Raw genomic sequence first — 16096 nt, forward strand, 5'->3', positions numbered from 1 at the left:
CCAAAAAAGTTCCGCCAGTGTGCACTTCGACACAGACTCGCGAGTCTGACCGCCGCAAGAGTGGACCACGAAAGGCCAGACGCCCAAACGTCGGAACAACGGGCCGGGCGATGCACTCTGACAAGCAGGCCCGCCGTCACTTTATGAGTCACTACACCATGACGTCGATCACCAGGACGATGGCCGTCTTCGGCACGAGCGCCGCCCTGGCCAGTGGTCTCCTGGCCACCGCTCTGATGAACGGTGCGGCCCAAGCCGCCTCCCTCTCGGTGGTGGGGACCGCAGGGCCGGCGAGCGCTCACCCGTACGACGGAAAGGATCCCTACAGCAGCGGGTGCGCCAAGACCAAGGTGAACACCGGGAAGAAGGCCTCGCTGAAGAACGAGGTCGGAGACCACCTGGGCGCGATCCGGCTGTTCTACTCCCGTCACTGCGGAACCAACTGGGGCGAGGTGTCGGTCGCCACGAGCGGTACCGGCACCATCACGGTCTACACCAGCACCAAGAGCAGATCCTTCACCTATCGGCCCGGGAATGGCGGGCACCACTGGGGCAACATGGTCTACGCCCCCAGCGGCGTCTGCGCCAAGGCCACGGGCACGGTGACAGCCGGGATCGGCCGCGCCAACAAGGGCAGCGGCACCACACCGAAGGCCTGCGACTAGGCCACGCCCTTCGGCCGGCGGGGTTCCGGAAGACGATGGCCTGCCCGCCGGTGGCCCGGTTCCGCCGATGCGGCCGCCGCGGGCCGGACCTCTACGCATACCTGAACGTCGCCGCGCTGCGTGGCCTGACCGATCCGCAGTGGACGGACCAGCTGTTTCTCCCCCTCGACCGGCGACTGAGTCGCAGCGGGTGGTCTTCGACTCCGTGATCACTCGCGTCCTTTCAAGATCATACCGATGGAGGAGATACGTCCGCCAATTTGGTCAACAGGCGGGGTTTGATCCGGCTCGACCCACCGTCGCGCCGACCCGAGAGAAGAAGGAGGAAACGCTGTGCGTATCGGGATCAAAGGGAGCGCACTCGTGCTGGCCGGCACCCTCGCTGGAGTCGGCTTCGCGGGCACCGCAGGCGCCAACGCCGACGGACTCACAACACCAGCCGCGCAGTCCGAAAGCCCGGCGCGCAAGGCCGGTACGATGATCCCGTGCTACGACATCTGGGTCAACGATGTCGGCTTCTATCGAAGCGTCAAGATCAAGAGCAAGTGTGGGCAGACGAATCAGGTGAGGGCGACGATCTCGTCATGGCCCGATGGACCGTGCTGGACCATTCGGCATGGCGAGTCAAGGACCCACTACTACAGGGAGCCCGGCACGTTCTACAACCTCAGGGCTTGTTGACGACCTTCCAGGGATGGGTCTGCTGCGCCAGGCGTTATAGCCCCAGCTCGTGAAGCTGGGCGGGCCGCAGTGGCCGCCAGCCGCCGCTGAGTTTGGCGAGTTCGGCTTCGATGTCGACGTTGATGACGCCGAAGAAGTTGATGTTGTCGGAGTGGCCGGGTGAGATGTGTGCCAGAACCTCATCGGGAACCGCGCGGCCGTCGGCCCGCAGCTGCTGGACGGCCAGGGTGTAACACTCGGTCGTCCACGTCACCACGGCGTTGGTCAACACAGTCAGGCACCAGGCCTGTTCGGTTTGCTGGATCAGGTGCGGCCCGTCGGCGCACCACGCCGTCGGTCACCCTCAAAGCCCCGGCGCCGTCACGGCGGGCGGCCGGGACCGCCTGTTGCTCACGTCGCGCTCGCAGGTCCAGATGCGCCTGTAGGAGCTGGCGCAGCAGCTCCCGCCCTTGCTCGTGGAGCATCTCCTCCAGCCGATCGTGCGTCAGCCTCACGCTCGCGGGGTCGGTGAGCCGTCCGATCAGACAGTCAAAGGTCTCCTTCGCGGCCACAAAGCAGTCAGTCGGCGTGACTGTGTCGTACGTACGGTTCCACCACGGGCTCTTCCTTCGCGGTTCGGGCAGGTTGGCACCCCCGAACCTGACGGCGGAAGAGCCCCTCCCGCAGTCACCTGTCCGGTGACGAGGCGATGCCATCTGTCGGTTGCAGTTGAAGGTGTTGGTGTTCACGTGTTGCTGTCGGTACTGGTGCCAGTGTTCAGGTTGAGTCGGGTCTTGGTGCTGCAGAATGCCGGCCATGACGGCTTTGCGCGTGACGGCCGGCGGGATGGATGCTCCGCCCCGTTGGCAGAGTCTCGGGGCGGAAGCGTGAGGTGGCGGCTCGCAGCCTCAACCGTTTGCGCGCTGGTCGCTGCGGCTGTGGCCGCCGTGCAGGTCCTCGCCGCGGATCGCTTCGGCATCAATCAGTGGACGACCGAAGCGGGCCCGTTCGATGAATACATCGACTGGGACCACGCGGTGACCCGTTCCACGTGGTATCCGGCCGCGTCCACACTGGTCGCCTCCGCGATCACGTACCGCGTGTTCCAGCGTGCGCCGTGGTCCTGGCTGTGGCTGCCGCCGGCGGCTTGGCTCGGCTCCTGCCTGACCGCTGCCCCGCTTCTGTACGGCCTGGCATCCGCAGCGCCGGAAGACGCCCTCAACTCCAGCCCATCCGAGGTGGCCTGGGCGACGATCATCGGCGGCGCGATCGGCGTCGCCGCGGCGATGGCGGCGCTACGGCATCGGGAGGTCGGGGTCGGCCTAGTGGCCTACACCCTGTGGGTCTCCCTTCTGGAATTCAGCAGACCGTGGTGGTGGGATAGCCCGCCGACCTTCGACCCCATGCTCACGGAACGCGTGTTAAGCAGCGGCGCCGGTGAGTACGTGGTGAAAGCGACGTTCGTGGAGGCCGGGGGGGTCACCGCCGGGCTGATCGGACCGGTCATGGTCAGCGGTATCGTCGCGGCATGGGCGGCGGCGCAACAGGGCCGATGGATGAGCGGTGCCCTCGCGGGTACGGCCGGCCCGCTTCTGCTCTGCTCCGTCTATTTCACGATCGACCCAGGCTTGGGCGATCAGGAGAGCATTCAGGACACTCTGTGGGTCTACGCCGTCTTCGCGGTGCCGGTCGGGCTGTGCGTCAGCACGATCAGCGCCGCCGTCGCCCAGATCGTCGCGAATCGGAAGCAGGCGGGTGCTGGTCAGCTCCGGCAACCCAGATCCGGGTTGTGAAGAGGATCTGGGTTGCGACCGTTTGGATTGTCGATTCTGATCGTCGGTCCACCGACAACAAGACCTGAATGATCCCACCCGAACCCGTTCGCATCAACATGTCGAACTGCAGGTCAACGCGTCCCCCTCCGCCGACTTCAGCCGGAAGGGACACCATCGCGTAACTTTCTGTCGACCTGCCCGGTCACCTCCCGGGCCACCGGTTCGGTCACCGAGTGCCCTACGGCACCACGGGTAAGGAGTGGGTGGACAACCGGTTCCACACCTACCGGCCCGAGGAGCTGGTACGTCTGGCGCTGTCCAAGCCGGCCCGGTTCGAGCCGGGGACGGGCTGGAGCTATTCCAACACCAACTACGTGCTGGCCCGGCTGCTGATCGAGAAGGTCACGGGCCGCTCGCTGGCCGAGGAGATGCGGCAACGGATCCTGGGGCCGCTCGGGCCGTCGGGCACGGTGGTGCCGGACGCCTCGCCGGAGATCCCTGAGCCGCACGCCCACATCTACTACCGCTACGAGGAAGCCGGCCGGCAGAAGAACGCCCTGGCAACGGCAGGATCCTGTACGACCGCATCAGCGGCGGCGCGGGCCGACTCAAGATCAAGAACGGCACCTCGCGGGACGGGGTGGTGACCCTGGTCAGGGGCAAGAGCAAGGCGATCAGCGTCTACGTTCGCGCGAGGTCCACCGCGAACGTCAGGGACGTCAGGGACGGCACGTACCGGATCTACTTCACCACCGGCTACCGGTTCAGCACGTCGAAGGGCAGGTTCGCCAGGAGCGCGGTGTACCAGCGCTTCAACGACCGGCTGAAGTTCGCCACGACCTCCAGGCAGTATTCCATCTGGACCCTGACCCTCAACCCGGTCAAGGGCGGCAACGCGCGTACCAGCTCGGTCAACCCGAAGGACTTCCCGGCGTGACGCCCTGACCGTGCGGTCCACGCCACGAGCCACACGGTCGTCCACCGGCCGGATCACGCGGCCCTGATCAGGGCCTCCACGCCGTCCAGGATCCTGGCCAGGCCGAACTCGTAGTCGAGGCGCCGCTCGTCCTCGGGTGTGTCCGGCGGGTAGTCGAACGCTCCCGCGTCGACCGCCCTGCGCAGCGCGGGAAGGTGCCGCGCGTCCACGAGGGAGCCGAGCAGGGCGTTGTGGGCGGCGATCGACGTCCCCGAGGCGGCGGTGCCGAGGTCCGCGTTCAGCCGCGCGGTGGCGTGCATGTACGTGGCCACCAGGAGCACCACGCCGGCCTTGTCGCGCTCGCCGAGCCCGGTGCCGGCCAGCGTGGCGAGGGCGCGGTCGGTCCACGCGAGCTGGTTGGGCGTGACGGGCGGCCCGGTCACGGGCAACCGGACGATCCAGGTGTGGGCCCGCAACATCTCCCACTGCGCCCGGCACCACCGCCGCAGGCCGTCCCGCCAGCCGGCGCAGGGCTCGTCGAGCTCGGCGGGCACGGCCGCGACCGAGTCCAGCATCAGCAGCAGCAACTCGTTCTTGCTCTTGACGTGCCGGTAGAGCGACATGGTCGTGAACCCCAGGCGCTCGGCGACCCTGGCCATGGACACCGCGTCCAGGCCGCCCTCGTCGGCCACCTCCACCGCCCCTCGCGCGATGCGGCCCAGGCTCAGGCCCGTCCTGGGCTCCGGCGCCGGCTTGGCCAGGCGTTCCCACAGATCGTCGTTCACCGGCTCAAGTGTAGTGCGTGGTGTATGTCATACACTCGGTGTATGACATACACAGCACTGGTCGCGGGCGGTGGCATCGCGGGCACGGCGAGCGCGATCGCCCTGCGCAAGGCCGGGATCGACGCGGTCGTTCACGAGGCCTACGACAGGACGGCCGACGACGCGGGAGCCTTCCTCACCCTCGCGCCCAACGCGCTCGACGCCTTACGCGCGCTCGACCTGGACATCAGCGGGCTCGGCTTCGACACCCCCGGCATCACGATCACCAGCGGCTCCGGCCGGCGGCTCGGCGAGCTGTCCTACTCCCTGGACGGCGTGGCGAGCAGAACCGTCAAGCGCGCCGACCTCTACCGGTTCCTGCGCGACCAGGACGTGCGCATCGAGTACGGCAAGCGCCTGGCCGGCGCCGTACGCACCGGGGACGGCGTGCGGGCGACGTTCGCCGACGGAAGCGTGGCCGAGGGCGACCTGCTCATCGGCGCCGACGGCCTGCGTTCGACGACCCGGAGGATCATCGATCCGGCGGCTCCAGGCACCCGCTACACCGGGCTGCTCAACATCGGCGGCTACGCGCGCGGCGTCGCGACCGGATCGGAGCCGGGCATGATGCGAGCCGTCTTCGGGAGGCGCTGCTTCTTCGTCTACACGGCGCATCCGGACGGAGAGGTGTGGTGGGCCGCGAACCCCGCGCAGCCCACCGAGCTCACCCCCGCCGAGCTGGCCGGGATCACCCCGGACGAGTGGCGGGCTCGGCTGAGCGCACTCTTCGCGCGGGACCGCGGCCCAGCGCTCGACCTCATCGCGGCGACCGGCGAGATGCTGACGGGCTGGAGCACGTACGACGTCCCCGGCGTGCCGGTCTGGCACCGGGACCGGATGATCGTCATCGGCGACGCCGCCCACGCCACCGCCCCATCGATCGGGCAGGGCGCGGCCATGGCCGTCGAGGACGCCGTCGTCCTGGCCAAATGCCTGCGCGACGGCCCCGGCGTGGCGGCAGCGTTCACCGCGTACGAGCGGCTGCGGCGGCAGCGGGTCGAACGCGTCGTCCGGCAGGGCAACCGCACCGGCGGCTGGAAGGCGCTGAACCCGCTGGCCCGGGTGCCCCGCGACGTGATCATGAGCCTGGCCATGAAGCACGCGGCCAGGACCGGCGCCGACCCGAGTCGCTGGATCTACGAGCACCACATTGACTGGGAGGCGTCCGTCAGCGCCTGAGCGGCGCGGACGTCACCAGGTCACGGGCAGCTCGTAGACACCGTAGACCGCGCCGTCGTGCTTGAACGGGATCCGGTCCAGGCTCGTGGCGAGCCGCAGCGTGGGGATGCGCCGGTAGAGCGTGCCGTAGACGACCTGCAGCTCCATCCGGGCCAAGGGCTGGCCCAGGCACTGGTGCACGCCGAAGCCGAAGGCCACGTGGTGGCGGGAGTCGCGCCGCAGGTCCAGCCGGTCGGGGTCGGGGAAGGCGGCCGGATCCCGGTTGCCGATGTCGTTGGCCAGGATCAGCCCGTCGCCGGCGCGGATGACCTGGCCGGCGATCTCGATGTCCGCGAGCGCCACCCGGCGGCGCCCGTTGTGGGTGATGTTCAGGTAGCGCAGCAGCTCCTCCACCGCACCCGCGACCAGCTTCGGATCGTCGCTCTCGCGCAGCACGGCCAGCTGGCCGGGGTGCTCAAGCAGGGCGGCCGTGCCGAGGGCGATCATGTTGGCGGTGGTCTCGTGTCCGGCGACCAGCAGCAGCACGCCCATCCGCGCCGCCTCCTGCCTGGACAACTCCCCGGCCTCGACCCGCCCGGCCAGCTTGGACAGCAGATCGTCGGCGGGTCGGTCGAGCTTGTCACCCACCAGGCCGTCGAGGTACGCGGACAACCGGCCGAAGGCGGCGACGCGCTCATCGGGCGCCGCGTCGCGCCTGATGATGGTCTTACTGTTGTCCTGGAAGAAGTCATGATCGGCGTACGGAACCCCGAGCAGCTCGCAGATCACCAGGGAGGGCACCGGCAGGGCGAACGCCTCCACCAGGTCCACCGGCTTCGGCCCGGCCAGCAGGTCGTCGATCAGCCGGTCCACGATCTTCTGCACGGCCGGGCGCATGGTCTCCACCCGCCTGACGGTGAACGGCGCCTGCACCATCCGGCGCAGCCGGGCGTGCTCGGGGTCGTCCATCAGGATGAAGCTGACGGGCGAGCCGCCGGACGGGGCCGCGCCCGGGCTCGGGTAGCCGGGCCGGGAGATGTCGGAGCTGACCCTGCGGTCCGCCATCAACGCCCGCTGATCGGCGTAGCGGGTCACCAGCCACGGCGTGCTGCCGTCCCACAGCCTGACCTTCGCGATCGGGGCCTCCTCCTGGCGGGACCGCAGGCCCGGCGGCGGATCGAACGGGCACCCCGCAGCCCTTGCCATCGGGAACTCCGGAGTCTCAGGCGTGACTGTCATGGCTTCCTTCCAAGTGAACCTGTGCCGCGTCAGGCGGCGGGACAGCGGGCAGCGCCCGCGGAGAATCGTCCGTGACGGACGCCAGCCACAGGCCGGCGATCGCGTCGATCAGCCCGGTCGCGGCGCCGTGCCAGGTCGACCGGGGGGTGGGGAAGCCTTCGGCGAGCGCGTGCTCGCGCGCCGCGCAGGTGTGCACCATCAACTGCCTGGCCATGGCGTCGCGCTCGGCGCGGACCTCGGGCGGCAGTGCGGGGACGGACTGGTGCACTCCGTCGAGAATCCGCCGCAGCGACGGCGAGGTCAGAGCCTCCTCGACCATGATCTCGCGGAGCGCGGGGTCGGTCATCACCTGGGCGCCGAACCGCGCGAACCAGGTGGGGCTGCCCAGGGCGCCCAGGTGCTCGGTGACCGGGCGCACCATGCAGGCCACCCAGTCCCGCACGTCCGTGGAGTCGCCCGTCTCGGCCACCATCCGGGCGCGCACCCGCTCGATCGGCTCGGTGTGCTTGCGGACGATGGCGCGTACGAGGTCGGCCTTGGCGCCGAAGTGGTAGCCGACCGCGGCGTTGTTGCCCTGCCCGGCGGCCTCGCTGACCTGGCGGTTGGATACGGCGAGCACCCCGTGCTCGGCGAACAGCCGCTCCGCCGCCACCAGGATCTGCTCCCGCGTCGCGCTGACCCGCTCAGCTCGCACGGCCATGCTCACCACCGCACGGGGATCGACGCGTTGCCGGACATCACCTGGCACACCTCCCACGAGCACGCTGACCTGCTGAGCCAACCGACAGTCAACCCGCACAGTCACCTTAAGTCAAGCGACTGCTTTAAGCTCTGCCGCGTCGCTCAGCTGCTCAAGACCGTGCCGATGTCCCCCGAACCTGCCGGTGTGCTGAGGCCGGGCGCCGGGCGAAGGTGGCCGCCGGGCTCACAGGCGGTCGAGCAGCTCGGCCTTCTTCGCCGCGAACTCCTCGTCGGTGAGCAGGCCCTCCTCGTGCAGCAGCCCGAGCTCGCGGATACGGTCGTAGACGGTCCGCGCGTCCGGGGCGGCGGCGAGCTCCGGAGGCCCGGCCGGCCGGTCCGTCATCGCCCAGAGGTGAGCCGTCATGGTCGCGGCCATCACCAGCGTCCAGGCGTCCTGTTTCGAGCTGTTCTCGGTGAGCAGGCAGGCGAAGTCCTTGCTCGGCTTGGCCGGCGTGGAGCCGGGGTCCGCGTCCCACGTCACGATCCGCAGATAGCCCTCGGTCCACGGCCCCGGGACCCAGTCGACCCGTCGGATGTCCGCCAGTCGGTACTCCATCCGGCGCTTCTTCCTCTTGCGGGAGCTCGCGTCATCGGACCACTCCAGCCGGATCGTCTCACCGTCGAACAGCGCCGTGCCCTCCACCGTCTTGATGTGCAACGGCACGGGCGGAACGAGCCCCAGGGCGAGCATCGCGGCCGGAGGGCCGTCGAGCGCGCGCGCGGCCTCAGCCGCGAGCCGGAGCTGATCGGCTTGGTATTCGGCGATGAGCGTCGTGTCGGCCCCGCCGGTCAGCAGGAAGGGCTGTCCCTTCTCGGCGAGCTGTGCCCCGACGGCCGCGTAGGGGTCCGCCCGATCGCGCAGCCGCAGCTGCATCTGCCAGCCCTTCTTGGGGGTGGAGGCGAAATCCACCGACGCGATGGCCGGCACGGGGACCTCGCAACGGGCGAGGACTTTCAGCAGGGGGTGGGCGCGCCACCTGGAATCATATTGAATGATTACCTTGTCGCTATCGAACCGCCATATCGCTGACCTGCCCCGCAACTCGTCCATGACCCGATTTTAGGACGCACGTGGGCACATAGGGCACCGCCCGATCGGGCGGTGCCGCCGCGGTAAGGGCTCACGGAAATGCCGGTGAGATAAGCGGCCGGCAATGGTCGGCGAAACAATTCATTTCATGGTGCGGTCCTGGACGGGGTCGCCGGCGGGATCCCGGTACGCGCAGTGGAAGACGTGCCGCCCCGCGCCGGCCTGGACGGGCCGCTCGGGCTCGGCGGGCAGGTACACCTCGGCGGTGGTGTTCGGCGGGACGAGCAGGTGCACCTCCAGCCGGTCGCCGGTGCGTTCCCAGCTCACCTCCGCCCGGCCGTACGGGGTGACGTGCGCGGCCCTGGCGTGGGTGAGGCCGCCGCCTGGACGGGGACGGACGAGCAGCCGGCGGTAACCAGGCGCGGCGGGGGCCAGGCCCGCGACGGTGCGGTGCATCCAGTCGGCGACCGCGCCCAGCGCGTAGTGGTTGAAGGAGGTCATCTCGCCGGGGTTGACCGTGCCGTCGGGCAGCATGCTGTCCCAGCGCTCCCAGATGGTGGTGGCGCCCATCGTCACCGCGTACAACCAGGACGGGCATTCGGTCTGCAGCAGCAGCCGGTACGCGTCGTCGCAGGCGCCGATGCCGGTGAGCGCGTCGCAGATGAGGGGAGTGCCGACGAAGCCGGTGCCGATGCGGTGGCCGTTCTCCCGGACCAGCTCGACCAGGCGGCGGCCGGCGCCGGCGCGGCGCGCGTCATCCGAGATGAGCCCGAACCGCAGTGCCAGCGCGTAGGCGGACTGCGAATCGCTGGTCATCGTGCCCGAGGCCGTCACGTACGCCGACTCGAAGGCGGCCCGCACCCGGCCGGCGAGCTCACCGTAGCGGCGGCCGTCGTCCGCGTGGCCCAGCAGTGTGGCGGTCTCGGCCAGCAGGCGCGCGGAGTGCGCCAGGTAGGCGGTGGCCACCAGGGCCGGCTCGGTACGCGCCTCGAACGGGCGTTCAGGCGGCGCGGTGGGGTCGAGCCAGTCGCCGAACTGGAAGCCCTCGTCCCACAGGTGCTTCTCGCCGGCCAGCGCGGCGACGTGGTCCACCCACGCCTTCATGCTGGGGTACTGCTCGCGCAGCAGGCCCAGGTCGCCGTATCGCTGGTAGAGCGTCCACGGCACGATCACCGCGGCGTCCCCCCAGGCGGCGGCCGGCCCGGGCGGGGACAGCAGCGGGACCCACGGCACGTAGTGCGGCACGGTGCCCAGTTCGGCCTGCTCGGCGGCCAGGTCGGCGAGCCAGGAGCCGAGCATGCCGGCGCAGTCGTACAGGAAGCTCGCGGTCGGGCCGAAGACCTGGATGTCGCCGGTCCAGCCGAGCCGCTCGTCGCGCTGGGGGCAGTCGGTGGGCAGGTCGACGAAGTTGCCGCGCATGCTCCACACCACGTTCTCGTGCAGCCGGTTGAGCGCGGGTTCTGAGCACTCGAACCAGCCGATCCGCTCCATGCCGGTGTGACAGACCACCGCCTCGACCGCGTCCGGCTCCAGCCTTCCCGGCCAGCCGTCGACCTGGGCGTAGCGGAAGCCGTGGATGGTGAAGCGCGGCTCCCACTCCTCGGCCGTGCCGTCGCCGCGCAGCGTGTACCGGTCCAGCGCGGCGGCGCGGCGCAGCGGGCGCAGCGCGAGCGCGCCGCCCTCCAGGACCTCGGCGTGGCGGAGCGTGACGGTGTGCCCGGCCGGGCCCTGCACGCGGATGCGCAGGCGGCCGGAGAGGTTCTGGCCGAAGTCGAGGATGGTCTCCCCGCCGGGCCCGGTCAGCACCTTCGCCGGCCGCAGGGTGTCCACCCGCCGCACCGGGGGTCCGGAGGGCGCGACCAGCAGGGCGGGGTCGTGATCCAGCACGTCGGCGGGCAGCCAGGAGGCGTCGTCGAAGCCGGGGAAGGACCAGCCGGGCGGTAGGAGGCGGGCGTCGTGGTGCTCGCCGTCGTACAGGCCGGCGGCGGTGACCGGGCCGGGGGCGCAGCGCCAGGCGCCGTCGGTGGTCACCAGGTCGGTGCCGCCGTCGGCGTAGGTGATCTCGAGCTGGGCGATGAGGGCGGTGCGGTCGCCGTACACGCCGGTATTGCCGCCGCCGAAGCCGAGGCGGCCGCGGTGCCAGCCGTCGGCGATGGTGGCGCCGATGACGTTGGCGCCTTCGCGCAGCAGTGCGGTGACGTCGTGGGTGCGGTAGCGCAGGCGGTGGCCGTAACTGCTCCAGCCGGGGGCGAGCACGTCGTCGCCGGCGACCTGGCCGTTGAGCTCGGTCTCGTAGAGGCCGTGGGCGGTGACGTACAGGCGGGCGCGTTCCACCGGGCCGCGGACGGTGAAGTTGCGGCGCAGCAGGAGGGCGGGGCCGTCGGGCGCGCCGAGCAGCGCCGTGGGCGGCGCCGCCGCGCCGGCCCGCCAGTCGGCCGGGTCGAGGAGCCCGGCCTCCGCCCAGGACCAGGGGCTCCAGTCGCCGGCCGAGCCGTCGCGCCCGTGGACGCGGACGCGGGCGGCGCGGCGTTCGCGGGAGGTCAGCGGCGTGCCGGGCCAGGGGACCAGCACCGACCGGCCGGATTCGACGACGCCGGTCGCGGTGCCGTCGCTGAGCTCGATCTCGTACGCCCGCTGCGCCCAGCCGGGGGCGTCGCCGGTGACGGTCCAGGACAGGCGGGGGGCGGACGCCCCGATGCCGAGGGGGTCGAGGTGGTGTTCGAAGGCAGGCGGTGTGACGTGCGGCAAGGTGCTCCTTCGGGTCAGCCCTTGATGGCACCGGCGGTCATGCCGGCGACGATCTTGCGGTTGAAGAAGACGAAGGCCAGCAACGGCGGGATGGTGATCAGGACGATGTCCATGAACAGCAGGTTCCACTGGGTGTTGTACTGGCTCTGGAAGTTGTAGAGGGTGACCTGCACGGTGGCGTTGTCGTCGCCCGGCAGGAAGTAGAGCGGGTTGACGAAGTCGTTGAACACGGCCACCGAGCTGGTCAGGATCACCGTGATGGTGACCGGGCGGAGCAGCGGGAAGATCACTTGGAGGAACAACCGCAGCCCGCCGCACCCGTCGATCATGGCGGCCTCGTCGAGCTCGCGGGGGATGGCCGCGATGAAGGCGCGGAACAACAGCACCGCGAATGACAGGTTGAAGGCGACTTCGACCAGGATCAGGCCGGGCATGGTCTTGAACAGGCCGAGCGCCTGCAGCAGCCAGATGGTGGGCACGATCGCGGGCGGGATGATCAGCCCAGACAGCACGAGGAAGTCGGCCAGCCTGGCTACCCTGCCTGGCCGGCGTTGCAGGACGAAGGCGGCCATCGCCGCGAAGACCACGATGAGCGCGACCGAGGCGACCGTGAGGATCGTGCTGTTGACGTACGCGCGCAGCAGCACGTAGTCGCGCGCCTCGATCACCGCGGTGAGGTTCTCGGCGATCCGCCATTCGGCCGGCCAGGCGAAGTCCAGGTCGATGGCCTGGGCCGGGTCCTTGACGGCGGTCAGCAGCATGAGGGCGAACGGGATCAGGAAGACGACGGCCGCGACCACGAGCGCGACCGTCTCGGCGCTGAGCCTGCGCAGTACAACCACACGGGCTTTGGCTCTCATGCGGCGACCTGCCTCTTGCCGAGGTAGTGGTTGAGCGGGACGACGATGGCGGTGACGACGAGGAAGAGCAGCACGTTCCCCGCGGTGGACAGGCCGAAGAAGCCGGCCTGGTACTGCTTGTAGATGATCGAGGCGATGGTGTCGCTGGTGAAGCCGGGCCCGCCGCGCGTCATCGTCCAGATGAGGTCGAACGACCGCAGCCCGCCGATGAACGACAGGATGATCACGGAGTAGGTCGCGGGCCAGGACAGCGGCAGGGTGATGTGCCGGAACCGGTGCCAGGCGTTGCCGCCGTCCACGGCGACCGCCTGGTAGTAGTCGGGCGGGATCGACAGGATGCCGGCGATGTAGATGACGGTGGCCAGGCCGACGCCTTTCCAGACGTCGACCAGGGCGACGGACAGCAGCGCGGTGGCGGCGTCGCCGAGCCAGTCGCGGCCGTCCACGCCGACCAGCGCGAGCGCCTTGTCGACCAGGCCGGTGTCGGGTTTCAGGAGCACGCTGAAGGTGATGCCGACGGCGACCGTGGAGACCAGGACGGGGAAGAACACCACCGAGCGCAGGAAGCCGCGCAGCCGCAGCCTGGACGTGAGCAGCACCCCCAGCAGCAGACCGAGCACGACCTTCAGCCCGCTGGTGACGACCGCGTAGACGATCGTGTTCTGGAAGCCGATGCGCAGGTTCTGCTCGGCCAGGAAGTCGCGGAAGTTGTCCAGGCCGACGAAGGTGCTGTCGAACAGGGTCCAGCGGGTCAGCGCGAAGTAGAACGCCATCACCGTCGGCACCAGGAAGATCACCAGGTAGACGACGGCGGCCGGCAGGTACAGCGCGTACGAGTAGGCGGACCTGCGCCTGGCCGGCCCGGCGCGCTCCGGTTCCGGTGCCAGGCCGGGCCCCGCGCGGGGTCCGGCGTCCTGCCTGGTCACCACCCCGCGAGCCCCAACTGCTTGGCCTGCTTCTCCACGTCGTCGTCGTACTGGGCGGCCCCCTCGGCGGGCGGCGTCAGCCCGGAGCCCACCGCGACGGTGATCTGCTCCAGCGACGGGCCCTTGACCGGGGAGACGAACTCCAGCGCGGGCGCGGTGGCGCCCTTGTCGATGTAGGTCTGCAGGTCCTTGGCCACCTGGATGGCGTCGTCGGGCAACTCGGCGCCCTCGACCCGGTACGGCCCGGCCGGCTGGACGGCCTTGTTCACCGCGTCGGCGGCGGCGGGCGAGGCCACGAAGGCCAGGAACTTCTTGGCCGCGTCGAGGTGCTCGGAGGTCCTGGCGATGTAGATGCCCGCAGGCTCCCAGATGGTGGCGCCGTGCGTGGCCGCGTCGGTGCCGGGGACGCCGAAGAAGCCGACATCGGTGCCCGCCTGCGGCATCGTGGCCATCAGCGGCGGGAGCTGGGCGCTGAGCATGGGGTAGTGCGCGCCCTTGCCCTCCACCAGCATCTTCATGCCCTGGTCGGCGGTGGCCGAGCCGAAGCCCTCGTTGGCGTATCCCTTGGCGTGCACCTCGGCCAGGTGCTCGAAGCCGGCGCGGGCGGACGGCGTGGCCGCGAACTTGACCTTGTTGGCCGTGTAGTCCTGCGCGAAGTTCGCCACCGCGGCCTGGACGTTGTAGTAGTCGCCGAGCACCAGCAGCTGCGAGGTCCAGGTGTCCTTGAACGTAGTGATCACGGGCGTGATCCCGGCGGCCTTGATCTTGTCGTTGTTGGCCGTGAACTCGGCCCACGTCGTGGGCACTCGGAGGCCGAGCCGCTCGTAGACCTTGCGGTTGTAGAGGATGCCGCCGCCCATGGCGGTGCCGCCGGGGACGCCGTACACCTTGCCGGCCTGCGTCACCACCGGCAGGAAGTCCTCCTGGACGTTCCGCAGCACGGGATCGCCGGTGAGGTCGACCATGGTCTGGGCCGGGTTGAGCGCCTGGAGGAGCGAGCCGGAGTTGTACCAGAAGACATCCGACATGTCGCCCGTGGACAGCCGGGTCTTGACGATGTTGTCGCCCTCGCTGCCGCCCGGCCGCGTCTCTGTCTCGATCTTGATGGTCGGGTTCGACCGCATGAAGGCGTCCGTGAGCGCCTTGGCAGTGTCCACGGTCGCCTGGCTGTTGTCGACCAGGAAGGCCAGGGTCACGGTGCCGTCGGCGGCGGGCTCGGAGCCCGAGCCGCAGGAGGACAGGGCCGCCATCGAGGCAACGGCCAGCGCCGCTCCCAGCGTGCGGTGAGAGGTCTTCACAACGCCCCTCCGGGTTTGTTGAAACGTTTTAACAACCCCCGATGCGAGTTAACGTAAGCGTTACCGGAGGGGTCGTCAAGGGTGAATCTGAGGAACGGTCCTCATCGTTATCCGCGCTCAACCTGGCAATGGCGGTGACAGATCCGACCTTTCATGGGTAACGTTACCCATCCGATCAGCGACTTGAGCTCGTACAATTCGGTGGGCCGATCCAGGGGAGGGGGCGACATGGTCGCGCGCGATCGACGGCGGCGGGTGACGATCGCCGATGTGGCCGGTCACGCCCAGGTCTCCACCACCGCCGTGTCGAAGGTGCTGCGCGATGCCTACGGCGTCAGCGCGGCCATGCGCACGAAGGTGCAGGCCGCCATCGACGAGCTCGGCTACCGCCCGCACGCCGCCGCCCGCGCGATGCGCGGACGTACCTTCACCATCGGCGTGCTCCTGCCGCACCTCAGGAACCCGTTCTTCCCCGACCTCGTCGAGGGCCTGTCCGCGCAGGTCGGCGAGGCCGGCTATCAGGTCATCATGGTGCAGGGCGGCGCCCCCGCGGGCGCGGGCTCCGCCGCCACCCACGCCGCCGAGCGCCGCGCCGTCCACGCGCTGGTGGACCGGCAGGTGGACGGCATCCTCATGATCGCCCCGGTCGGCTCGAAGTCCCAGATCGAGGAGATCGCCGAGACCACCCCGACGGTCGTGCTCGGCCGCCACGAGCGCTCGGCCGTCTACGACGCGGTGCTCGACGACGACGAGGCCGGGGCCGAGCTGGTCGTCGAGCACCTCATCGCGCTCGGCCACCGCCGCGTCGCCCACATCGGCCAGAAGGACCACAGCCACGCCCGCCCCGGCGACCTGCTGCACACCATCAGGATGGAGACCTACCGGCGGGTGATGCGGGAGCACGGCCTCGCCGCCGAGATCGCCGTCGCGACCACCTCCTACACCGAGGAGGGCGGCTATGCGGGCGCCCGCGAGCTGCTGGCCCGCTCGCCCCGCCCCACCGCCATCTTCGCCGGAGCCGACCTCGCGGCCCTCGGCGCGCTGGCCGCGATCCACGAGCGCGGCCTGTCCGTCCCGCGCGACGTCTCCGTGGCCGGATACGACGACACCCGGCTCGCCGCACTGGACAACATCTCACTGACCAGCGTCGACCAGGACGGCGCCAGCATGGGCAGGACGGCCGGCCGGCTGCTGCTCGAACGCCTCCAAGGTCGCACCGCCTCCGTTCGCTTCGCCGTCACGCCGACCCTCATCCC

16 protein-coding genes are annotated in these 16096 nt (G+C 70.1%); 7 read left to right on the forward strand and 9 right to left on the reverse strand.

What is annotated here, in order from left to right:
• The first annotated feature begins 143 nt into the window (after positions 1–143).
• Together ITP53_RS32325 and ITP53_RS32330 are read left to right on the forward strand one after the other, a co-directional pair.
• Positions 144–665 carry a DUF2690 domain-containing protein gene (locus tag ITP53_RS32325; RefSeq protein ID WP_195899243.1) on the forward strand — a complete coding sequence of 174 codons (522 nt, stop codon included), beginning with the start codon at positions 144–146 and terminating at the stop codon, positions 663–665.
• 333 nt (positions 666–998) lie between these two features.
• On the forward strand, positions 999–1346 hold the full coding sequence (locus ITP53_RS32330; RefSeq protein WP_195899244.1) for a hypothetical protein: 348 nt from the start codon (positions 999–1001) through the stop codon (positions 1344–1346).
• Positions 1347–1380: 34 nt separating this feature from the next.
• Here the strand turns inward: ITP53_RS32330 and ITP53_RS32335 are convergent, their stop codons facing one another.
• On the reverse strand, positions 1381–1653 hold the full coding sequence (locus tag ITP53_RS32335; protein WP_268961200.1) for a Tn3 family transposase: 273 nt from the start codon (positions 1651–1653) through the stop codon (positions 1381–1383).
• Positions 1654–2263: 610 nt separating this feature from the next.
• Between ITP53_RS32335 and ITP53_RS32340 the strand changes: the two genes are divergently transcribed.
• The 3 genes from ITP53_RS32340 to ITP53_RS32350 all read left to right on the forward strand — a co-directional run bounded on the left by ITP53_RS32340 (position 2264) and on the right by ITP53_RS32350 (position 4037).
• Entirely contained in the window at positions 2264–3118 is an 855-nt protein-coding gene (locus ITP53_RS32340) for a hypothetical protein (RefSeq protein WP_195899246.1), read from the forward strand.
• 215 nt (positions 3119–3333) lie between these two features.
• A complete protein-coding gene (locus ITP53_RS32345; RefSeq protein WP_328816447.1) occupies positions 3334–3747 on the forward strand; it encodes a serine hydrolase domain-containing protein in 414 nt (137 codons plus the stop codon).
• Positions 3744–4037, forward strand: a complete 294-nt coding sequence (locus ITP53_RS32350) for a hypothetical protein (RefSeq protein WP_195899247.1) — start codon at positions 3744–3746, stop codon at positions 4035–4037. The genes ITP53_RS32345 and ITP53_RS32350 overlap by 4 nt, the downstream gene beginning before the upstream one ends.
• Before the next feature lie 53 nt (positions 4038–4090).
• Here ITP53_RS32350 and ITP53_RS32355 read toward each other — a convergent pair whose 3' ends face one another.
• Positions 4091–4801 (reverse strand): TetR/AcrR family transcriptional regulator, encoded by a 711-nt coding sequence (locus ITP53_RS32355; protein WP_195899248.1) that lies wholly within the window; start codon positions 4799–4801, stop codon positions 4091–4093.
• Between the two features lie 42 nt (positions 4802–4843).
• Here ITP53_RS32355 and ITP53_RS32360 point away from each other — a divergent pair, with 42 nt between their 5' ends.
• Positions 4844–6019, forward strand: coding sequence for an FAD-dependent monooxygenase (locus ITP53_RS32360; protein ID WP_195899249.1), 1176 nt, complete (start codon positions 4844–4846; stop codon positions 6017–6019).
• Between the two features lie 12 nt (positions 6020–6031).
• Here ITP53_RS32360 and ITP53_RS32365 read toward each other — a convergent pair whose 3' ends face one another.
• The 7 genes from ITP53_RS32365 to ITP53_RS32395 form a co-directional block, all read right to left on the reverse strand.
• Positions 6032–7237: a cytochrome P450 gene (locus ITP53_RS32365; RefSeq protein ID WP_195899250.1), complete on the reverse strand. Its 1206-nt coding sequence runs from the start codon at positions 7235–7237 to the stop codon at positions 6032–6034.
• Positions 7221–7937 (reverse strand): TetR/AcrR family transcriptional regulator, encoded by a 717-nt coding sequence (locus ITP53_RS32370; protein ID WP_195899251.1) that lies wholly within the window; start codon positions 7935–7937, stop codon positions 7221–7223. Before ITP53_RS32370 ends, ITP53_RS32365 begins: the two co-directional genes overlap by 17 nt.
• Positions 7938–8162: 225 nt before the next feature.
• Positions 8163–9029 carry a DUF4429 domain-containing protein gene (locus ITP53_RS32375; protein WP_195899252.1) on the reverse strand — a complete coding sequence of 289 codons (867 nt, stop codon included), beginning with the start codon at positions 9027–9029 and terminating at the stop codon, positions 8163–8165.
• Positions 9030–9149: 120 nt separating this feature from the next.
• Positions 9150–11756 (reverse strand): glycoside hydrolase family 78 protein, encoded by a 2607-nt coding sequence (locus ITP53_RS32380; protein WP_195899253.1) that lies wholly within the window; start codon positions 11754–11756, stop codon positions 9150–9152.
• A 14-nt stretch (positions 11757–11770) separates the two neighbouring features.
• Positions 11771–12616, reverse strand: a complete 846-nt coding sequence (locus ITP53_RS32385; protein ID WP_195899254.1) for a carbohydrate ABC transporter permease — start codon at positions 12614–12616, stop codon at positions 11771–11773.
• Positions 12613–13542, reverse strand: a complete 930-nt coding sequence (locus ITP53_RS32390; RefSeq protein WP_207756692.1) for a carbohydrate ABC transporter permease — start codon at positions 13540–13542, stop codon at positions 12613–12615. Before ITP53_RS32390 ends, ITP53_RS32385 begins: the two co-directional genes overlap by 4 nt.
• Positions 13539–14840: an ABC transporter substrate-binding protein gene (locus ITP53_RS32395; RefSeq protein WP_207756693.1), complete on the reverse strand. Its 1302-nt coding sequence runs from the start codon at positions 14838–14840 to the stop codon at positions 13539–13541. The genes ITP53_RS32390 and ITP53_RS32395 overlap by 4 nt, the downstream gene beginning before the upstream one ends.
• 228 nt (positions 14841–15068) lie before the next feature.
• Between ITP53_RS32395 and ITP53_RS32400 the strand changes: the two genes are divergently transcribed.
• Positions 15069–16096: LacI family DNA-binding transcriptional regulator (locus ITP53_RS32400; RefSeq protein ID WP_195899255.1), on the forward strand; the 1028-nt coding region annotated here is incomplete at its 3' end.

The sequence above is a fragment of the Nonomuraea cypriaca genome, assembly GCF_015645445.1.
GTDB lineage: Bacteria > Actinomycetota > Actinomycetes > Streptosporangiales > Streptosporangiaceae > Nonomuraea > Nonomuraea cypriaca.

What these genes read in the sequence shown, in the direction of transcription:
- ITP53_RS32325 (WP_195899243.1), top strand. Translation starts at nt 144, where the DNA reads ATGAGTCACTACACCATGACGTCGATCACCAGGACGATGGCCGTCTTC.
- ITP53_RS32360 (WP_195899249.1), top strand. Translation starts at nt 4,844, where the DNA reads ATGACATACACAGCACTGGTCGCGGGCGGTGGCATCGCGGGCACGGCG.
- ITP53_RS32365 (WP_195899250.1), bottom strand. Translation starts at nt 7,237, where the DNA reads ATGACAGTCACGCCTGAGACTCCGGAGTTCCCGATGGCAAGGGCTGCG.
- ITP53_RS32370 (WP_195899251.1), bottom strand. Translation starts at nt 7,937, where the DNA reads ATGGCCGTGCGAGCTGAGCGGGTCAGCGCGACGCGGGAGCAGATCCTG.
- ITP53_RS32375 (WP_195899252.1), bottom strand. Translation starts at nt 9,029, where the DNA reads ATGGACGAGTTGCGGGGCAGGTCAGCGATATGGCGGTTCGATAGCGAC.
- ITP53_RS32385 (WP_195899254.1), bottom strand. Translation starts at nt 12,616, where the DNA reads ATGAGAGCCAAAGCCCGTGTGGTTGTACTGCGCAGGCTCAGCGCCGAG.